Annotated in this window: 20 protein-coding genes and 1 tRNA gene; 3 read left to right on the top strand and 18 right to left on the bottom strand. The window is 37.5% G+C overall.

What is annotated here, in order from left to right:
• The 11 genes from GGR22_RS03190 to udk all read right to left on the bottom strand — a co-directional run bounded on the left by GGR22_RS03190 (window position 1) and on the right by udk (window position 10,201).
• Window positions 1-561, bottom strand: coding sequence for a DUF5683 domain-containing protein (locus GGR22_RS03190; RefSeq protein WP_182492533.1), 561 nt, complete (start codon window positions 559-561; stop codon window positions 1-3).
• Window positions 561-1,460, bottom strand: a complete 900-nt coding sequence (locus GGR22_RS03185) for a ParB/RepB/Spo0J family partition protein (protein WP_121374932.1) — start codon at window positions 1,458-1,460, stop codon at window positions 561-563. Before GGR22_RS03185 ends, GGR22_RS03190 begins: the two co-directional genes overlap by 1 nt.
• Before the next feature lie 4 nt (window positions 1,461-1,464).
• A complete protein-coding gene (locus GGR22_RS03180; protein WP_121374931.1) occupies window positions 1,465-2,232 on the bottom strand; it encodes a ParA family protein in 768 nt (255 codons plus the stop codon).
• A 154-nt stretch (window positions 2,233-2,386) separates the two neighbouring features.
• Window positions 2,387-3,175, bottom strand: coding sequence for a T9SS type A sorting domain-containing protein (locus tag GGR22_RS03175; RefSeq protein ID WP_182492532.1), 789 nt, complete (start codon window positions 3,173-3,175; stop codon window positions 2,387-2,389).
• A 126-nt stretch (window positions 3,176-3,301) separates the two neighbouring features.
• Window positions 3,302-4,183 (bottom strand): SDR family oxidoreductase, encoded by an 882-nt coding sequence (locus tag GGR22_RS03170; RefSeq protein WP_182492531.1) that lies wholly within the window; start codon window positions 4,181-4,183, stop codon window positions 3,302-3,304.
• A 114-nt stretch (window positions 4,184-4,297) separates the two neighbouring features.
• Window positions 4,298-4,951, bottom strand: a complete 654-nt coding sequence (locus tag GGR22_RS03165; protein WP_182492530.1) for a VOC family protein — start codon at window positions 4,949-4,951, stop codon at window positions 4,298-4,300.
• A gap of 144 nt (window positions 4,952-5,095) precedes the next feature.
• Window positions 5,096-5,551, bottom strand: coding sequence for a YciI family protein (locus GGR22_RS03160; protein WP_182492529.1), 456 nt, complete (start codon window positions 5,549-5,551; stop codon window positions 5,096-5,098).
• An 88-nt stretch (window positions 5,552-5,639) separates the two neighbouring features.
• Window positions 5,640-7,769, bottom strand: a complete 2,130-nt coding sequence (gene scpA / locus GGR22_RS03155) for a methylmalonyl-CoA mutase (protein ID WP_182492528.1) — start codon at window positions 7,767-7,769, stop codon at window positions 5,640-5,642.
• 3 nt (window positions 7,770-7,772) lie between these two features.
• The gene (locus tag GGR22_RS03150; RefSeq protein ID WP_182492527.1) at window positions 7,773-9,143 is read right to left on the bottom strand and encodes a methylmalonyl-CoA mutase subunit beta; all 1,371 of its coding nucleotides are present in this window, start codon (window positions 9,141-9,143) and stop codon (window positions 7,773-7,775) included.
• A 63-nt stretch (window positions 9,144-9,206) separates the two neighbouring features.
• Window positions 9,207-9,557 carry an FtsB family cell division protein gene (locus GGR22_RS03145; protein WP_182492526.1) on the bottom strand — a complete coding sequence of 117 codons (351 nt, stop codon included), beginning with the start codon at window positions 9,555-9,557 and terminating at the stop codon, window positions 9,207-9,209.
• A gap of 35 nt (window positions 9,558-9,592) precedes the next feature.
• Window positions 9,593-10,201, bottom strand: a complete 609-nt coding sequence (gene udk / locus GGR22_RS03140) for a uridine kinase (RefSeq protein ID WP_121374925.1) — start codon at window positions 10,199-10,201, stop codon at window positions 9,593-9,595.
• Window positions 10,202-10,370: 169 nt separating this feature from the next.
• Here udk and GGR22_RS03135 point away from each other — a divergent pair, with 169 nt between their 5' ends.
• Window positions 10,371-10,916 carry a GNAT family N-acetyltransferase gene (locus GGR22_RS03135; RefSeq protein WP_182492525.1) on the top strand — a complete coding sequence of 182 codons (546 nt, stop codon included), beginning with the start codon at window positions 10,371-10,373 and terminating at the stop codon, window positions 10,914-10,916.
• Window positions 10,917-11,219: 303 nt separating this feature from the next.
• Here the strand turns inward: GGR22_RS03135 and GGR22_RS03130 are convergent, their stop codons facing one another.
• The gene (locus tag GGR22_RS03130; protein ID WP_182492524.1) at window positions 11,220-12,806 is read right to left on the bottom strand and encodes an ABC-F family ATP-binding cassette domain-containing protein; all 1,587 of its coding nucleotides are present in this window, start codon (window positions 12,804-12,806) and stop codon (window positions 11,220-11,222) included.
• 589 nt (window positions 12,807-13,395) lie between these two features.
• Here GGR22_RS03130 and GGR22_RS03125 point away from each other — a divergent pair.
• Complete coding sequence (locus tag GGR22_RS03125) at window positions 13,396-14,034, top strand: DUF6624 domain-containing protein (protein WP_182492523.1); 639 nt, start codon at window positions 13,396-13,398, stop codon at window positions 14,032-14,034.
• A gap of 87 nt (window positions 14,035-14,121) precedes the next feature.
• On the opposite strand, the gene GGR22_RS03120 is transcribed toward GGR22_RS03125, so the two are convergent.
• Window positions 14,122-14,196: transfer RNA gene (locus GGR22_RS03120), tRNA-Pro, on the bottom strand.
• A gap of 161 nt (window positions 14,197-14,357) precedes the next feature.
• On the opposite strand from GGR22_RS03120, the gene trxB reads away from it, so the two are divergent.
• Window positions 14,358-15,305: a thioredoxin-disulfide reductase gene (gene trxB, locus GGR22_RS03115; RefSeq protein ID WP_182492522.1), complete on the top strand. Its 948-nt coding sequence runs from the start codon at window positions 14,358-14,360 to the stop codon at window positions 15,303-15,305.
• A 67-nt stretch (window positions 15,306-15,372) separates the two neighbouring features.
• On the opposite strand, the gene GGR22_RS03110 is transcribed toward trxB, so the two are convergent.
• The 5 genes from GGR22_RS03110 to GGR22_RS03090 form a co-directional block, all read right to left on the bottom strand.
• Entirely contained in the window at window positions 15,373-16,206 is an 834-nt protein-coding gene (locus GGR22_RS03110) for a GIN domain-containing protein (RefSeq protein WP_182492521.1), read from the bottom strand.
• Window positions 16,207-16,293: 87 nt separating this feature from the next.
• Window positions 16,294-17,031, bottom strand: a complete 738-nt coding sequence (locus GGR22_RS03105; RefSeq protein ID WP_182492520.1) for a head GIN domain-containing protein — start codon at window positions 17,029-17,031, stop codon at window positions 16,294-16,296.
• Window positions 17,032-17,033: 2 nt separating this feature from the next.
• On the bottom strand, window positions 17,034-18,794 hold the full coding sequence (locus GGR22_RS03100; RefSeq protein WP_182492519.1) for a PspC domain-containing protein: 1,761 nt from the start codon (window positions 18,792-18,794) through the stop codon (window positions 17,034-17,036).
• Between the two features lie 5 nt (window positions 18,795-18,799).
• Window positions 18,800-19,129, bottom strand: a complete 330-nt coding sequence (locus GGR22_RS03095) for a PadR family transcriptional regulator (protein ID WP_056069700.1) — start codon at window positions 19,127-19,129, stop codon at window positions 18,800-18,802.
• 53 nt (window positions 19,130-19,182) lie between these two features.
• Window positions 19,183-19,959, bottom strand: coding sequence for a GIN domain-containing protein (locus GGR22_RS03090; protein WP_182492518.1), 777 nt, complete (start codon window positions 19,957-19,959; stop codon window positions 19,183-19,185).
• Window positions 19,960-20,010: the final 51 nt, after the last annotated feature.

Genomic DNA, 20,010 nt, shown 5'->3' with positions numbered 1-20,010 from the left:
TTAAAAATTGTAGTTTAATGTCAGCCCGACATTTTTTTTGTAATTCAAATCGTTTTGGTAGATGTCTGGCTTAAGTGTTAGCTTTTCGCTGACGTTGAATTGCAAAAGATGCGCATCAACATTGGCTTCGACAATATTCAAGATGTAAAGGCCTACGGTAACAATCAGCGAAAGATCTCTGTTTTTTTGAAATTGCTTTTGTGCAGAAATCAGCTGCGAATCGGTTAGATTGGATAATTTTCCGTTCGGATCTTCTGTACCATTTAGACGCCTTTTGTACTCGTCTCTATACTTATGATAGTTTTTATTGTTGTAGGCGTAGATTCCAATTCCGGTTCCCAATGCCGCATATACGATAGGGATTTTCCAATACTTTTTATTGTAGGCTTGTCCAAGTCCTGGAAGTATGGCAGAATAAAAAGCCGCCTTTGAAGGTGCTAAAGGATTGATTTCTTCTCCTTTGATACTATCTTGTACGACAATATTCAATTCTTCTTGCGCTATTGCATGAGTACTTCCGATTAGGAAAAAGAAAAAAAATATGGAAATTAACTTGTTCACTAACCTTTGATTAATTTGATAATTCTGTTGAAATCTTCTTCTGAATGGAACGGAATAGTGATTTTTCCTTTGCCATTTCCGGCCACTTTCACATCTACTTTTGTGCCGAAATAGTTTCCGATTACTTTCTTTTCAGATTCATCGATTGTGAAAGCCGTTCCTTTAGCTGGTTTAGGTGCAGCCGGTTTTAGGCTTTCCTGATAATTTTTAACTAACGTCTCAGTTTCCCTTACAGAAAGATTTTGACTTACGATTTTTTGGTAGATATCGGCCTGGATGTCCTGATCTTCGATATTGATGATGGCACGGCCATGTCCCATAGATATAAAACCATCGCGGATTCCGGTTTGGATAATTGGGTCTAGTTTTAATAATCGAAGGTAGTTTGCAATTGTCGAACGTTTTTTTCCAACACGGTCGCTCATCTGCTCTTGAGTCAATTGAATTTCGTCAATCAATCGTTGGTAAGACAAGGCAATCTCAATCGGATCAAGGTCGTGGCGCTGGATATTTTCTACCAATGCCATTACCAAAGATTCATTGTCGTTGGCAATTCTGATATAAGCAGGAACAGAAGTCAGTCCAGCTAATTTAGAAGCGCGAAGCCTTCTTTCTCCAGATATCAGCTGGAATTTATTAAAGTCTAATTTACGTACGGTTATGGGCTGAATAACGCCTAATTCTTTAATAGAAGTAGCCAATTCCTGAAGCGATTCTTCATTGAAATTAGTTCTCGGCTGAAACGGATTTATTTCAATAGCATCAATTTCAAGCTCAATAATATTGCCTACAACTTTATCCGCATTTTTATCCTCAACCGACTTGATGTCGTTTTCAGGATCTTTTAGCAATGCTGATAAACCTCTTCCTAATGCTTGTTTCTTAATCGCTTTTGTCATAAAACTATTTCGTATTTTTCTTAATGATTTCTTCTGCCAGATTGATGTAATTGGTTGCTCCTTTGCTTGTTGCATCATAGTTGATGATACTTTCTCCAAAGCTAGGTGCCTCGCTCAATTTTACATTTCTTTGGATGATGGTTTCGAAAACCATATCGTGGAAATGTTTCTGGACTTCTTCTACGACTTGATTGGATAGGCGAAGGCGGGAATCATACATCGTCAATAGCAAGCCTTCAATATCCAAATCAGGATTGTGTATTTTTTGGACGCTTTTGATTGTGTTCAATAATTTCCCCAATCCTTCTAACGCAAAATATTCGCATTGGATTGGGATTACCACAGAATCTGCAGCAGTCAGTGCGTTTAATGTCAGCAACCCGAGCGAAGGAGCACAGTCGATCAAAATATAATCGTACTTGTCTTTCACGCTTTCGAGCGCTTTTTTAAGCATATATTCTCGATTTTCTTTGTCGACCAATTCAATTTCAATGGCCACCAAATCGATATGGGCAGGAATCACAGAAACGTTTGGTGAAGAACATTGGATAGTTGCTTCCTCTGGCGTGTTGCTGTGTTCTAAGATTTGGTAGGTTCCAATTTCTACTGATTCTACGTCAATTCCCAGTCCAGAACTTGCATTGGCTTGAGGATCAGCATCGATCAGTAAGACTTTTTTTTCTAAAACTCCCAAGGAAGCTGCTAAATTTACAGACGTTGTTGTTTTTCCAACACCGCCTTTTTGATTTGCAATAGCAATGATTTTGCCCATTTAATTTCTAAAATTTTGAACCGTAAAAATACAATTATTTATGGGTTTTGAAAATCTATTTTGTTAACAAATGTGAAATAGAATATGTAATAAAAAAAGCCAGAAGTATTCTTCCGGCTTTATGCAACTGCTTTTACTTTTATTAATCGGTTTATTATTTCAATACCAATTTTTTAGTTGAAGTGAAATCTCCTGATTGTAATTTCAAGATATAAACACCGCCTGATAAAACAGAAAGATCTAGTGTTTTTTCTTCCGAATTGCTATCAATTTGTGTTTCGAAAACTTTTGCTCCGGTTACACTGTAAATCGCTACTGAGCTGACCGCATTGCTGTCATAAGAGATAGTGACTCTTTTGTTATCTGAAGGATTTGGATATAGCTTGAAAGTGTTTGCTTGCTGCGTATCGATACTCAAGTCAGGCTGATAGTTAATATTATCAATCAAAGCCGCCATGTGTTGCGTATCTGCTACGATTTTAAGCGCAATAAATTTATGAGCATTTGAAGCTGGTATGGTACGGGCAAAATTGGTTTGAGAAGCAGAAACTGTAATTGGAGTCCCGACTTCTTGGAATGAACCAAAATCGGTAGCAGTTGTCATCGTTCCAATCTGAATTGTCATATTTCCTGGTGCAGATCCTGTTGCTGGCTGGGCTGTAAAAGAAATTGCTTGGTTGCCATCGATGCTTGTCAATTCTGGACTTACGATATAAATAGGTGCCGTTGGTGAAAAGAAGCTATATGCTTGAAGCACCTTGTTTCCTGAAACTGTCGCAACTGTCAATTTTGGATTTCCAGTATTTCCGGTCCAGCAATTTTGTGGAAGCACACCGTCTGTAAAAGTTTCAAAATTTTGGGTGAATGCCATAACAGGATCGCATTGAGCATTGCTGATTAATGATAGGAAGCATATTGCTCCAGTAAGTAGAGTTTTTTTCATGGTGTTTTTATTTGGACTTAAAATTTGCGCAAATATATACAATTTATATCAAGTCTAAATAAAGTTAAAGGGTTATAACAAAAAAATATTTTTTGTTATAACCCTTTAAATAGAAGTAAGTTATGTTTATTTGTCTTTCTTTGCTTTAATCATGGCTTCTAGCATGTCCCACATTTCTTCTGGAATAGCCTCCAAAAGATTAAATTGTCCGGCACCTTTGAGCCATTCGCCACCATCAATTGTTACGACTTCGCCATTGACATACGCAGAAAAATCAGAAACAAGATAAGCGGCTAGATTGGCTAATTCTTGATGATCACCAACTCTTTTTAAAGGTACTTTTTTAGCCAAGTCGAATTTGTCTTTTAAGTCTCCAGGCAATAGTCTGTCCCATGCTCCTTTGGTTGGAAATGGTCCCGGTGCTATTGCATTGGAACGGATTCCGTATTTGGCCCATTCCACCGCAAGGCTGCGTGTCATGGCTAAAACACCTGCTTTGGCTGTTGCCGATGGTACTACGTAGGCTGAACCCGTCCAGGCATACGTGGTCACGATATTTAGTATTGTAGAATTCTCCTGTTTGGTATCAATCCAATGCTTTCCGAAGGCCAAGGTGCAGTTTTTCGAACCTTTAAGGACGATATCGATAATAGTGTCGAAAGCATTAGCCGACAGTCTTTCGGTAGGAGAGATAAAATTTCCTGCGGCATTGTTAAGCAGTACATCTGCTTTTCCAAATTTATTTAGGACTTCTACAAGCATGGCCTCAACTTGGTCATAATGACGGACATCGCAAGCCAGTGGCAGGCATTCGCCACCAGTTTCTTTTTCAAGTTCAGAAGCTGTAGCCTTAAGTTTATCCAGATCACGTGAAGTTATCGCTACTTTGGCTCCAAGTTCTAGAAAATATTTTGTCATTGCCTTTCCAAGACCGCTTCCGCCTCCTGTAACCACGATTACTTTCCCTTGGAGTGCATCGTCGCGTAGCATTTTTTTTGTAAAATCCATTTTGTGTTGTTTTATTTTTCGCTGCACTAAAAATACGCATTTCGTTTCCAAAAATATCTTTTCAGATTTAAAATATAATAAAGATTGTAAACTCACCGCGACTTAAAGGAGAATTTACTCAATCGTGAGTTCTAAATTCTGGCTGTTTTCAGTGCCAAAGATTATTCTTGATGGAAAAGGGATGGCTTTTTTATCCGTCGGAAACCAATTCCTGTTTTGATTTACTATAATTAATAAGCCAGTCTCGTCTCCTAAAGCGATGAAGTTCTCTTGCGGAAGTTGTTTAGAATAAACGGAAAGCAAATGGTCTTCTTGAAGCTTTTTTGCTAATGAGGGAACATCATCCGTAACGATACCGATTTCACTTGCGTATAATATGGAAGAACTATTAAAGGTGTTTTCAGAACGATTGTCAAGGTCATAGCGAACAATAAATTCTAAAAGGTTAGAGTTGTTATCGTAAAAATAAAACGATTTGGCATTCCATGATTCAAAATCTGCAAATGGGCTTTTTTCTAAGACTGGAAGGACTTCTGTTCTTGATTTTAGCCACGCAAAAGCTTCATCAAGCTGGTTGTTCGGAATGTCAAAAGCGATGTGATATTGGGAATTAGCTTCTGTTTTTTTGAAAAAAAGTAACGTTTTTCCAAAAGCGAAAACTATTTCATTTTCCGTTTTTTTATAGGTTGGAATATCTAGAATCGTATTGTAAAATTTTTCGGTTTCTATCAAGTTGTTGGACGATAGATGCAGTTCTTTAATTTTCATAATCAAAACTTAATTTTCAACTAAGTTAGGACTCTTTGTGTATGAAAATAGGAGGACAGCCTGTCAAAATATTGATACTATTATTTTAATTTTCTATAGGGAAATCTAGTTTTTCCTTTTTTAATTATGTAGAAAAAGAGCGAACTAATGTTTCTTTTTTTCTATTTTTTCATGGGCTTTTAAATATTCTGGCAATGCCGCTGAGCCATACCATTCGAATATTTCGACATCAAAAAGCTTTTCTTTTACGGCAGGATCCGTCAGTAATAAAGCATTTGCTTCTTCTGTTGTTTTTACGTTTAAAATAAAAATCCCTCGATAATTTTTATCATTCTTCTTTAATGGTCCTGCGACAATGAGCTTTCCGTCTTTAGCCAAACGGTTTATATTGTCCATGTGGCCTTTGAAAAGTTCGTTTAGTTTCTCCTTGTCTTCGGTTTTATTGGTTCCCGTTTTAAGAATGGCCAAGATATACATTTTCATTCCGTAGTCATCACCGCCCAAAGATTCAGCCAATGTGTTGTCGTATTTAGTGTTTTCTGTTTGCGCATTTGTCTTGAAAAAGAATGCCAAGAAAAGTATGAGTATGATTCTTTTCATATTGCTTTTTATTTAAGTATAACTTATTTTGGGATACATAATTCTGATAAGCAAAAAAGCAGAACACAACGTTCCGCTTTTTGAAATTTTATTCTTGTAATAAGATATCTAAAATAGTAATTGCCGCTTCACTAATTTTAGTTCCAGGGCCAAAAACAGCAACTGCTCCAGCATCAAAAAGATATTGATAATCTTGTGCCGGAATCACGCCTCCAACAATTACCATAATGTCTTCACGACCATATTTCTTTAATTCTTCAATAACTTGTGGAACCAAAGTCTTATGTCCGGCAGCTAAAGAGGAAACTCCTAAAATGTGTACGTCGTTTTCTACGGCCTGTTTTGCAGCTTCGGCAGGAGTTTGGAATAACGGACCAATATCCACGTCAAAGCCAACATCGGCATAGCCAGTTGCGACAACTTTGGCGCCACGATCATGACCGTCCTGTCCCATTTTTGCAATCATTATCCTTGGACGACGGCCTTCAAATTTGGCAAACTCGTCGGCTTTTTGCTTTGCTTTTTCAAAGCTTTCGTCATTTTTGATTTCTTTGCTATACACGCCACTAAAAGATTTGATTTGCGCTTTATATCTTCCAAAAACAGTTTCTAATGCATCGCTGATTTCGCCTAATGTGGCTCTATTCCTTGCGGCATCGACTGCCAGTTCTAATAAATTGCCTTCGCCAGATTTCGCGGCTTCGGTCAATTTATGCAATGTCTCTTTTACTTTTTCTGTATTTCTGGTTGCTTTTATTTTTTCTAATTGCTCTAATTGCTGTCTGCGCACCATTTGGTTGTCGACATCTAAAATATGCAACGGATCTTCTTTTTCTAAACGGTATTTGTTTACGCCTACAATAATGTCTTGGCTAGAATCAATTCGAGCTTGTTTTCTTGCCGCGGCTTCTTCGATTCTTAATTTAGGAATTCCAGCTTCAATGGCTTTGGTCATACCGCCTAATTCTTCTACTTCTTGAATGAGTTGCCATGCTTTATGGGCAATTTCATCTGTCAATTTTTCAACATAATAACTTCCAGCCCAAGGGTCTACTGTTTTAGTAATCTTAGTTTCTTCTTGAAGGAAAATTTGTGTATTTCTGGCAATTCTTGCTGAGAAATCGGTTGGTAAGGCTATCGCTTCGTCTAAAGCGTTGGTATGTAATGACTGTGTTCCTCCAAAAGCGGCAGCTGCGGCTTCAATACAAGTTCGTGCTACATTATTGAAAGGGTCTTGTTCGGTCAAACTCCAACCAGAAGTCTGGCAATGTGTTCTTAAGGCTAAGGATTTTTCATCTTTTGGATTGAATTGTTTTAGCAATTTGGCCCAAAGCATTCTTCCGGCGCGCATTTTTGCAATTTCCATAAAATGATTCATCCCAATGGCCCAGAAGAAAGAAAGGCGAGGGGCAAATTCATCAATTTTCATTCCCGCAGCCAAACCAGTTCGGATGTATTCGAGTCCGTCGGCTAAAGTATAGGCTAGTTCAATGTCGGCGGTGGCTCCAGCTTCTTGCATGTGATAGCCAGAAATTGAGATCGAATTGAATTTCGGCATCTTTTTGCTCGTGAAATCAAAAATATCAGCAATGATTTTCATCGATGGAGTAGGCGGATAGATGTAGGTATTTCTTACCATGAATTCTTTTAGGATATCATTTTGGATAGTACCCGAAAGCAATTCTGGATTTACGCCTTGTTCTTCTGCGGCAACGATATAAAAGGCCATGATTGGAAGCACGGCACCGTTCATTGTCATCGAAACCGACATTTCATCTAACGGAATCTGGTCGAAAAGCACTTTCATGTCTTCGACAGAATCGATGGCTACTCCGGCTTTTCCAACATCGCCCACAACTCTTTCATGGTCGCTGTCATAGCCTCTGTGCGTTGGAAGATCGAACGCAATCGAAAGTCCTTTTTGTCCTGCTGCAAGATTTCTTCTGTAAAAAGCGTTGCTTTCTTCGGCAGTAGAAAATCCGGCATATTGGCGGACAGTCCACGGACGGCGGACATACATAGTGGAATAAGGACCACGAAGATTTGGTGCAAATCCTGCTCCAAAATCAAGATGTTCCAATCCTTGAATGTCTTCTTCAGAATAAATTTTCTTTAGCTCGATTCCTTCAGCAGTCAGGAAGTTTTCTGTGCTTTCTATTGCTTTTTCGTTGTTGGATTCTGAGCTTACTTTTATATGTTGGATGTCTTTTCTTTTCATGGCTTATTTTTCTTTCTCGCTTTCCAAACGTTCCTGTTCCATTTTCTCGGCCAATCGTTTTTCAATAATTGGCGTCACTAATGTTTTTCTCGGTTTTGATTTTACAAAAGGAAATAATTCCAGATCGTGGCTCATCCTGTCGTTTTTGTTAGGATATTTATTAGTTCCCAAAAGAATTTCTTTGCCAGAATCGAACAATTCTTGTTCTTTCGCGGCACTTTCCTGAATTTTTCTTTGGATGGTTCCTTCTATTAATTGTGTGATAAGTCCTCCGTTAGCTTCAATATCTTTAAAAAGAGCAAGGGCCTTTTCGGCTAATTGCTGTGTAAGGTTTTCGATATAGTAGCTTCCGTCGGCTGGATTTCCTACTTTATCAAAATAGCTTTCGTGTTTTAAGACAAGCAGCTGGTTTCTAGAAATTCGGTCTCCAAATTCATTGTCTTTATGGTAGAGCGCATCGTAAGCCAAATTTGAAACAGCATCGGCTCCACCTAAAATAGCACTCATGCACTCGGTTGTCGTACGAAGCATATTTACGTTATAATCATAAAGCGTTTTATTCCTTTTTGTCGGGATGGCAAGAATATGGCAACCTAGATTATGGTCGTATTCTTTTGCCAGTAGGTCGAAAAGTACTCGCAAGGCACGTAGTTTTGCGATTTCAAAAAAATAATTGGTTCCAACGGCAATTTGAAATACGATTGGTTTTGAAATAGTTGCCAGTCGGTTAAAATATTCATTGGCATGAGCTAAAGAATACGCAATCTGTTGCACGATTGTAGCCCCAGAATTTTGATAAAGGCTTCCATCAATACTTAGGAAATTAATATTCTGGCAGGAAATAGAAATCGTATTTAAGGTGTCAAAATCTGAATCGAGATTGGAATGCCAATTGCCTTCTATTGCTAATTTTCCGATCGGATCGATTTGGACAAAAATCTGTGCGTTCCTGTTTTTTGCAATGGCATCAATTTTTTTTACGAAATCGATTGAAAGGAATGCTAAATGAAAATAAACCGTTGTCGTTTCGAGAGGTAATTTTTCCAACAGCTTGGCAACATCTAGATTTTCGTCTTCTATAGTAAAACGAATGCTTTCTGCACCTCTATTTAGCGTTTCTAAAGCACGGTTTACTGATTTTTCAAGGTCATGTACGAAGATATCCTGCGTGATCTTAAAAGGTGCTGTTTTTTCTGAAACAGTAATCGGGTTTTCAAATTCGTCAATGTGGTAAAAAGGCTTTACTTTTATGCCTTCGGGACTTTCCCAGACTAAGGTCTCGTTATAATCTGCTCCTTTGAGTTCGTACTGGATCTGCTGTTTCCATTGTTTGGAAGTTACGGGATTGAAGTCGTCAAATAGATGGTCAGCCATTTTTTTAGGTTATGTTGTTTTGGGCTAAAATAATCGGTTGGAGTATTTTCAGCTTCAAAAATATTATAATGATTTGCTTTGTTCGTCTTCGGGCAAATCTTCTTCAAATTCAATAATATAGATGTCTTCGCTGTCGCGTTTCATATAGTATTTTTCGCGAGCATATTTTTCAATCTGATCCGGATTTTTAAGAAGTTTTATTTTTTCTTCATCCAGCTTTATTTCGTCCTGATAGTATTTTTTGTTGTCTTCGAGTTCTTTTATTTCCTTGTTAAGGATTCGGTGGTCAAGAAAAGAATAATTGTCCAGAAAAACCATCCAGGCGATAAAAAGCGCCAATACCAATACATATCTGTTTCCGAGGAATCTCAGAAAAGGATAGCGGTTGGTAATGTTTTTGAGTGGGTTTTTCATCTGCAATTTCTATTCTATAAAATTAGGCAATTAAATTATAAAATACGCTGATTAATAACAGCCCGGACTACATCAATTGCTACGGTATTGTATTTGTCGTTTGGAATAATGATATCAGCAAAAGCTTTGGTCGGTTCTATGAATTGTTCGTGCATCGGCTTTAGCGTGGTCTGGTAACGGTTTAGGACTTCTTCCATGTCGCGGCCTCGTTCGGCAATGTCTCGTTTGAGTCGTCGGATCAAGCGCTCGTCTGAATCGGCATGTACGTATATTTTGATGTCAAACATGTCGCGAAGTTCAGGATTGGCAAGGATTAAGATACCTTCCACAATCATTACTTTTCTAGGATGCGTGTTGATCGTATCTTCTGTCCTGTTGTGCGTTACGAAAGAATAAACGGGCTGCTCAACATTCTTTCCTGCTTTTAGGTCTTTAAGCTGTGCCACTAACAATTCGAAGTCAATAGCTCTTGGATGGTCAAAATTGATAAGGGCTCGTTCGTCAAAACTAAGATTGTGGTTTTCTCTGTAATATGAGTCTTGAGAGATGATTCCAACTTCAGTCTGAGGCAACTCGTTCATAATTTGTTGAACTACAGTTGTTTTTCCGCTTCCGGTTCCACCGGCAATTCCAATAATGAGCATATGGGTTGTGTTATGTTTTCTTTTGGCAAAAATAGAAATTATATTGAGAGTGGTTTTTGTTTTTTCTGGAAATGTTTAAGAGCCTATTCCAAAGCATAAATCGAAATTCTTCGATAAGAGCATTCTTTATTGTAAATAAGCTTTATATTTAAGGAAGAAACAACCATAGATGAAAATAAGTAACTTCTCTTCTTTTCCGCAATTAACAACAGAACGACTTCTTTTGCGTCCGTTAGATGAAACAGATGAATTGGCCATTTTTTTACTTCGGACGAACGAAAGCGTGAATCGTTATATTCAACGAGATCAGTTTGCAAATAATAAAGATGCCCACGCATTTATTAGGAAAATAAGAGATGATGTTGATAGCGGTACTCTGATTTTTTGGGCCATTTCGCAAAAAGACAGTAAAAAATTAATCGGTACAATCTGTCTATGGAATTTCTCTTTGGATAAAACCGAAGGAGAATTGGGCTATGAACTGAATCCTATTTTTCACAGAAGAGGATTCATGAATGAAGCAGTAAAATCTGTTCTGGAGTATGGTTTTGTGACGCTCGGACTAAAAAAAATCGAGGCGTATACGCATAAAGAAAATGAGCGTTCCAAAAAACTTTTAAAAAAACATTTCTTTGTTCTTGAAAAAGACAGGAAAGATGAAGATAATGAGAATAACGTCATTTTTTCTTTAAAGAGAAACTGGGATGTCCAATAAATAAGTGAAATAGCATTCAAAAGAATATGAAAACAAACAAATTTGAAAGTAAGGCTTCAATTAGGTACTGAAACCGGTAGGTGAAGTATTCGAAGCTATTGTTGACACGAAAAAGATGTCAAATTATTTTATCTCTGAAGCTTCTGGAAGGATGGAAGAAAAAAAGAAATAAAGAGGAAGTTTCCAGAATTTGATATCTGTTTCCAATCACTGTCAGAAAGAAAGTTAAGTATTTTGTCAAAACATTCAAGTATAAAAGAGCCGGAGAATTTCCGGCTCTATAATTTTTAGGCAGCAACCTATTTAATCTAACGAAAGGATAGTTCCAGCATTGATCTGTTCTAAAAAAGAATTGTCATGTGAGATTACCAGTAATGTTCCTTGGTATTGATTAATTGCGGTTGTGAGTATCTCGATATTCTGAATGTCAAGGTTATTGGTAGGCTCGTCAAGTACGATAAGATCAGGGGGCTGATTGTCTATCGTAAGACAACAAAGCAACAACCGCATTCTTTCGCCGCCACTTAAGGCATTACAAGGCTTATCCCAATCTTCTCTTGTAAACAGAAAGCTGTTAAGCTTGGTTTTGATATCATGCTCCTGTAGACCTGAAGTATTGAATTGCTGCGCCTGAAAATAAACACTTAAAGAATTGTCTATTAACGAATAATCTTGATCGATATAAACTGATTTTTTGTCGGCATGATAAACGGTTCCTAAAGTCGCTTCCAGCTTGCCTAAAATTATTTTAATAAGCGTAGTCTTTCCTGAACCATTTGATCCCTTTATTGCAATCCGTTCACCGCTTAGAATTTCAAAATTTAGATTTGCCTTCCAGATAAGATGATCATCATAACTAAAATTAATGCCTTTGGCAGAAAATAATATTTTGCCTTTATGCAGAGACGAATCAGCAAATCCCATTTTTATTTTGTCGATGGCAGGAAGTGAGAAACGCAGCTCTTTTAGGTTTTGGCTTATTTCGCCAATTTTTTCAGTGTGAACTCCTTTGATTTTCGACGTGCTGTTTTCAGCATTATTCTTTAAAGTATTCAGCACTATGCGAGCAACACCTGATTTTTCCTGCTTCTTTTTTCCTCGAGCATCTAGTTTTTGTTTGCGCTCCATTACTTCTCTTTCTTTTTCACGGGCCTTTCGCAGTTCTTTTTCTTTAGCTCGAATATCGTTATTTAGGACATTGTTTTCTATTGCTTTTTGTTCAAAATAGAAATCATAATTTCCTCCATATATTGCGATTCCGTCTTTTTGTAACTCGCAAATAGTGTTGACAAGATTTAAAAGTTTTCTGTCGTGGCTTACGATAAGCAGGCTGGCAAATGAAGTGCGGATAAAATGGTATAATAATTCTCTTCCTGCTGTATCAAGATGGTTGCTGGGCTCATCCATCAATACCAAGTCAGGCTGGTGGATTGAAATGCCAGCGAGCATGACTTTTGTTTTCTGGCCGCCACTTAAAGTGCTCATTTTTTGAGTTAATTCTAATTTAAGATCCCAATATTGAAGTGCTTCAGTACAGCGTTCCTCGATTGTCCAGTCGTCATCGAGTAGTGTCAGATTTTCTTCTGTAACATTGCCATTGAGAATATTTTTTAAAGCATTTAGTTTGTCCTCTATTTTCAATGCTTGGGCTACAGTAAGTTCATCATATTGCCCATAAATCTGTGGTATATGATAAATCTTGGAATTAAGATACAATTGTCCGCTAGAAAATTCTAATTCTCCTGCTATAATTTTAAGGAGTGTCGATTTTCCAGATCCATTATTGCCAATTATGGCTACTTTATCGTGATTGTTTATGTTTAGGTTAATGCCAGCAAAAAGCAAATCCTTACTGGGATGTAAGTAGGAGATATTGTGTAAGATAAGCATAATTTCTTTCTTAGAAGTTAATAACTATGCAGTCGCAATTGCGACTTGCAGTTTATCGTATCCGGAAGAAATTAATTTTCACACTGAGGAAGTAATTTTAATTAGTGAATGCAAAAATACAAATCATCTGTCAAATAATCAACGATTTTAGTTGCCAAAACAGTAATTTTCAGCCTTGTCCAATTGAACAAAACAAAAAATATTAGTCTGAATTTCGTGATTTTATTTCAGTTTCGACTTGCTTTAAGATTGTTATACAAAGCAAAAGGGTAATGGAGCAGCCGCCTAAAAGCACAAGAAAATTATAGTTGTTGCTTTTAATCGCGAAATAGACGAAAGTGATTAACGCAAGTAACGTCACAACACTTAGGATACTTACAAAACTTCTAAATCTTTTTTGCTTTATCTTTAACTCTTCTATTGTTAATTCCGTGAGTTTCCTGTTTCCTGACATACTAATTGTTTAAGGAGTTTTCTGTGATTTGTGTCAATACGTAAATAAACGAATTAAGGTATGAGATTCCAAAAAAGATTGTGTAGTTTCCATTTGTACAATTATCAAATGTAGTGAAACGGTTATGTTTGTACCATGAAAGAAATCTGTTTGCTAATTTTCTGCTTGTTTTCTATCCGCACAGCTGCACAGGAGAATTACAAGCTCGCCAAAACCATTGACAGCCTATATGAACAAGATCAGTCCGTTCAGCTCAAGCTAAAGGCAATATATGAAAGGAATGCTCCTCAGGATAGCCTGAAGCAGCAGGATTCCCTAAAAAAGGCAATCTATCTCAGGGGCGCACAATTCTCAAAGGATATCTATGGAAAATTTGGCTATCCGACCAAAAAAATGGTAGGCGAAGATGCTTCCCATCATTTTTTCGTACTCATACAGCACGCCGATATGGATACGTCTTTTCAGCTTGCAATGCTTCCCATATTGGACAAACTTTCCAAAAAAGGAGATATCTCAAGAAGGGATTATGCCTACCTGTATGACCGCGTACAGCGGAACACTGGAGGAAAGCAACTTTATGGCACCCAGCCTACCTATAACGAACAGGGCAACCTGTTTGATGACAAAAACAACATCATCTATCCAGTTGATCTTGCCGATCCAGAAAAAGTAGACAAAAGAAGAAAGGAAGTCGGACTAGAACCGATTGAAGAATATTATGAATCCATTCTACAGATGCTGGGCAGGCCCAGGGCAAAAACAAAACAAAACTAAACTCACATAGACACACCTGCAGCTATTGCGAATTACAAGAAAATAAAAAAGGACAAAATGAAACTGAATTCACTTTGTCCTCTTAAGTCGGGGTGGCAGGATTCGAACCTGCGGCCTCCTGCTCCCAAAGCAGGCGCGATAACCGGGCTACGCTACACCCCGAAAATGTGAGTGCAAATATAAGACTATATTTTTATTTTGCAACAGTAAAAATGAAATAGGAGAATATTATTTTTGAATAGTTAAAACTAATCTCTTTTTGCATTTAATCTTTCAATAAAAATGTACTTTTGCGATGGAAAAAAACAAACTCACTATATATTATGTCTGATACAATTGAAAAAATAAAATGCTTGATCATAGGCTCTGGGCCTGCTGGATATACTGCTGCAATTTATGCCGCTCGTGCGGATATGAAGCCTGTCATGTATACGGGTATGGAACCTGGAGGGCAGTTAACTACCACGACAGAAGTTGATAATTTCCCAGGCTATCCAGAAGGTATTGATGGACCAACGATGATGGTGCAATTGCAACAACAAGCGGAGCGTTTCGGTACAGAAGTAAGAATCGGAATGGCAACGGCTGTTGAGTTTTCAAAGGAAAAAGGAGGATGGCATAAAGTTACTGTTGACGGGAATAAAGAAATTCACGCACAGACTGTCATTATTTCTACAGGTGCCACTGCAAAATATCTTGGATTGCCAAGCGAGCAAAAATTGCGTGGAGGCGGTGTTTCGGCTTGTGCGGTTTGCGACGGTTTTTTCTATAAAAATCAAGACGTGGCTATTGTTGGAGCAGGAGATACCGCTGCAGAAGAAGCGACGTATTTAGCAAATATCTGCAAAAGTGTAACCATGCTAGTCAGAAAAGATGCTATGAGAGCTTCTAAAGCCATGCAGCATCGTGTTGAAAATACGCCAAACTTAAAAGTACTTTTTAATACAGAAGTTGATGAGGTTATTGGTGATCAAGTTGTTGAAGGCTTGAGAATGGTGAACAACGTAACTGGCGAAAAATCTGAAATTGCTATTACTGGATTGTTTATCGCAATCGGGCATAAGCCAAATACAGATATTTTTAAAGGACAGTTGGATATGGATGATACGGGCTACTTAATAACTGCCGGTAAAACTACTAAAACCAATTTGCCAGGTGTTTTTGCTGCCGGGGATGTTCAAGATAAGGAATATCGTCAAGCAATTACAGCGGCTGGAACCGGCTGTATGGCAGCTTTGGACGCAGAACGTTATTTGGCAACATTAGAATAAATTTCTGCAAATAATAGATATAAAAAATCCCAAGTAAAAGCTTGGGATTTTTAGTTTATAAAAGGAATTACTTTGTGGGCTTTTTCATGATTACAGCACTGTCTGTAAAATTCTTGATTTCAATTTTTTGGTCACCATAGAGTTGCAGTTCTGATTTTCCTCCTGCATCTATAAGCGCTTTTACACTGACCAAGATACTTCCGGTTGCATAGGCTTCAGTTGTGATTTCAGCATTTTTAGCATTAAGGTTTTTTCCTGTAAAATTAGCATTGTTGTCTAATCTTAATTTTAAGTCCACGACATCGCCTTCGATAGCGGCAGTAGATTTCTGGTACATATCGAATTTCAACGATTCGGAAGAAATCAACGCTTTCATGTTTGCGCTTTTGCTCAATTCAACTGCAGCTGTTTCTGATTTGACATTCAGTTCTACTTTCGATTTGTCGTTGGCAAAAATGGTAAACAGCCTTGATTTTACATTCAGAAACAGTTTGGTATAATCAAATGTCTTGAAAGTGATATTGTCTAATTCGATATCAGAAAGGGCATTAATTGTTGCTTCATTTTTGGCAGTAACCATTTTGAAATCATCGGTATACGTTACTTTTACGCTCAATTTCTTAAAGCTGGTCACGTTTTTTGTTGTCGTTAGACGTAATGTTCCACCGTTAAGGCTGGATTCGATTACTTCGTGGAGATTTTCATCGGCTTCAATTTCTAATGCATTGTTGTCGCCTTTGACTAAAAAAATCTCAATGTTGTCTTCGACTTCAAGATTTTCGAAATTTTGGATTTCTCGTGGTGCAATAGTTACTGTTTTGGTGCCTTTTATTTTTTCCTTGCTCTGTGCAAAAGAAAAAGCAGTTGTGAGGATAACGGCAAGTAGGATTACTCTTTTCATTTGTGTCAGGATTGTTTCACAAATATAAATAAAGATTGCAATGCGGATTAAAAAAAATCCCGATAAAACTATCGGGATTTTTGATTATTAATTTTTGCTGATACTGCCACCAGAGTCTGCCTTTTGAGTCAGATTATCTCGAGGAACTGTATTGTAGGTAATCGAACCGCCGCTCGAAGCATCTGCATTTAGTGTCAGGATCGGATGGAGACTGATGGTACTGCCGCTTGAAGCCTCTGCAGTAATGTCATTCGCCAATAATCCTTGGGCTTCTATGTCGCTTCCGCTTGATGATTCTGTCTTGAATTTTAGCGCTTTCCCTTTAACATTGACAGAACTGGCGCTGCTGCTGTTGCAGGTCAAGTCATCAGCTTCTACGTCGATGTTGATTTCTGCAGCACTGCTCGCGTCTGCCAAAAGCTTTTCGGTCTTTAAAGTATTGACGCTTTTGATTGATGAAGCGCTTGAAGCTTCAAGGCTCGAAATGATAGGCATTTTTACCTTTATTCTTTTTGCTTCTACGTTTTTAAAATTGTTGACATCTGTTTCTATGATGAGTATTCCGTTTTCTACTCTTGTAGTGATGTACTGCTGCAGGTTGTCATCTGCTTCTACAGTTACTCCAAAAGAATCGGCTTGTTCTAGTTCTACTTCTAAAGCATTGTTTACGCTGATGCCTTTGAATTCGCCGACGCTTCGAGTTTCAGTAGTGATATTGCCGCTTCCGGTTACCGATTTTCCAGTCGTGAATTGGCACGATGCAAAGAATAGTGAAACTAAGAGAGCTACAATTAATTTCATAAAATAAATTATAATTCGAATCATAATTAGTTGGTTTTAATGATTACTCCGTCTTTATCTATTTTTAAGCCTTTTACTTTTTTATTTTGTTGAGCGTTTGCTCCTTCTTTTATTTGTACACCTTTTTCGTTAATTGTTACAGTTGTACTAGTAGAATCATTTGCTCCTATATTCATGTCTTCAGCATCTACTCCATACGCTACCTCTTCACCTGCTCCTTCACCTGCCTCAGGAGGACAATTCAAGCATTTTACTTGCGAAGCTTCCATTTTATAGACATAGATATCAGAATCAAACCATAGGTTAAAGAAACCGTCGTCGGTGTGGTCATAATTTTGAACGGTCATATCTGGCTTAAAATACGTTCCTTCTGGAAGGTATAAGAAGATTTCTACTTCTTGATTGCGGTATTTATTCTTGATGTCTGTCAGCAGATAATTGTCTAAAATTAGTTGATTTCCTTCAATCTTGAAATTATATTTTATCTTTTCTGCTCTTTGTCTTGCTACTGCGAATGATTTGCCTTCTGCTTTTTTCTCGATCTGGATGTATGGTGTTTTTTCATCCGTTTTCATGATACGAAGACTTACATTATTAGAATAGATCAATAATGTGTTTGTTGAATCTTGCACAAACTCAAAATCTTCTGTGTCATAGATGCTTTTTGCATAATAATCATTGTAGGCGAATTTGATTTTTAACGTATCATTCGGATCAAGGTCAATTTTTTGTTTCTGAACCACTTTAGCATCAAAAGCTACTTCTGTGGCTTGTTGCAATCCTAATGCTGTCAAAGCTCCTATTGAGATGATCCAAAGTGCAAGCAACGTATACTTTGCAGGATTTCCGATAGACTTCATGTTTGTAATCAGCAATTTCAGACCTAATATCAGAAGGAAGAAAAATGGTATTCCGATAGCAGCTAGAATCAACATTCCCACTATCCAAAGTGGCACGTCTGTAAAGTTATCGATATAGCTTTGCCAAGGGAAGTCTACCATTGAGATGGATCCTGCCGTGATTACTCCTATGATTAAGGATCCAAGCGTTGCGGATGCAAAAACAACAAGGAATGCACCGATAACTTTTCCTAAGATTGAAAATATCTTTAGGATGACATCACTCAGGCTGCTTCCGATTTTTTCGCCTGTGCTTCTAACTTGGTTTCCCATTTTGTCATAGTCCACATTCTTGAACTTGTCTGAAATATTTTCGAATTCTTCGCGAACTTTTCTTTCGATATTGGAAATCGTAACAGGCTCGCCAGTCATTTCTAATTTTTCAGTTGTAGTGTTTGCCGCTGGCATCAAGATCCATAGGATGACATAGATTAAAAAACCTGTCCCAAAACCTAATAGAAGAATAACCATGATGATTCTTAGCCATAAAGCATCAATTCCAAGGTAATGACCAAATCCAGATAAAACACCTCCTACCATCGCATTGTCTTTGTCGCGATATAGTTTTCTGCTTTTTTTCGCAGATGTGCTATAGTTATAAGAAGGTTCTGGAGCTCCATCATCATCGATTCTGTAATCTTCAGGTTGTCCCATTACCGTAATTACTTCTTCAACATCCTTGATTCCCACGACTTGTTTGTCGCCACGGTTTTTTTCGGTCAGCAATTCAGCAATTCGCATTTCGATATCCTTCATTATCTCGTCTTTTCCAGTAGAGTTTGATAAGGATCGCTTTACAGCATCGAAGTAGCGATTTAATTTTTGATATGCATCTTCATCGATGTGAAAGAACATACCTCCTAAGTTAATATTTACTGTTTTGTTCATGATGATTATTTTTGGCTGGTTATTATGTTTACGGCATCAGACAATTCTGTCCATGTGCCATTTAATTCTTTTAAAAATTGTTTTCCTAATTCTGTCAGGCCGTAATATTTTCTTGGCGGTCCCGAGGTTGATTCTTCCCAACGATAGTTGAGCAATCCGTCATTTTTCAGTCTTGTTAGTAGCGGATAAACAGTTCCTTCTACGACAAGCAATTTAGCGTTTTTTAAAGTGTCTAGTATTTCAGAAGTGTAAGCATCTTTTTCTTTTAAGACCGATAAGATACAGAACTCCAACACTCCTTTGCGCATCTGGGCTTTAGTGTTTTCAATGTTCATATATGTGCTTTTAAATTTTTAATAAACTGTGTTTTTTGATTTCTATTCATGATCTACTCCATTGCTATTTGTACAGGTTTTGCAGGTTTTTTAGTAACGATTGCAAAAGAATCTTTTCCTGTTTTTAAGTTTTCCGGTTCTCCGAAAAAGGTTATTGACGAGGCATCCGTTGCATTCGCTTCTATTTTTTTTGCGTTCAGCAAAGCTGAAGACTTGGTTCTTGCTGTGGCTTCCATGTTGTCTACAAAGAAATTTTTGGCATTACAATAAGCTCCAGAACTTGTGTTAATCGTTGCTTTTTTGGCTGATCCTGTAAGACTTACAGTGGCGCCACTCTTAAAGCTTCCCTTAAAATAATCCGTTTCAAATTTACCGCTAAAAACAGAACCAGAGCTAACATATACTGTTGTCTTTGAATTCGCCAAAACAGTTCCTCTAAAATAAGAGCCTGATGCAATGTCAATGTGTATATCGTCGGCGGTGATTGGTCTATCAAAAATAATTTTTGATTTTGACGATGCCTTGAATGAATTTACATTTTTTCCGGCGATAAAAACTTTCAAAATAGTTTCTTCTGCATTTGCTTTGTTCTTTTTGGAATAATAAACTCTTAACGTTTTTCCGTCTGTTTCAGTAATAACATTAGCAATATCAATTTTACTGTCTGTCTCAATTTTTACTGAATTTTCGTCGCTTTCCATATAGGTCATTTCAATTCCCGATTCTACTTCTATTTTAGAAAAATCGTTGATTTTTCTGCTTTCTGAAACCTGAGCACTGCTTACTAGCGTTGCCAAGGTCATGGCTGCTGTGAAGATAATTTTTAACATAATGTCCGTTTTTTGATTGATGATTGATGATTGTTTAGGGTGATTAGTCCT

The organism is Flavobacterium gossypii (assembly GCF_014138495.1).
GTDB classification, from domain to species: Bacteria; Bacteroidota; Bacteroidia; order Flavobacteriales; family Flavobacteriaceae; genus Flavobacterium; species Flavobacterium endophyticum.
Note: the sequence above shows the minus strand (reverse complement) of the source record. Positions and strands in the feature narration are given on the sequence as shown.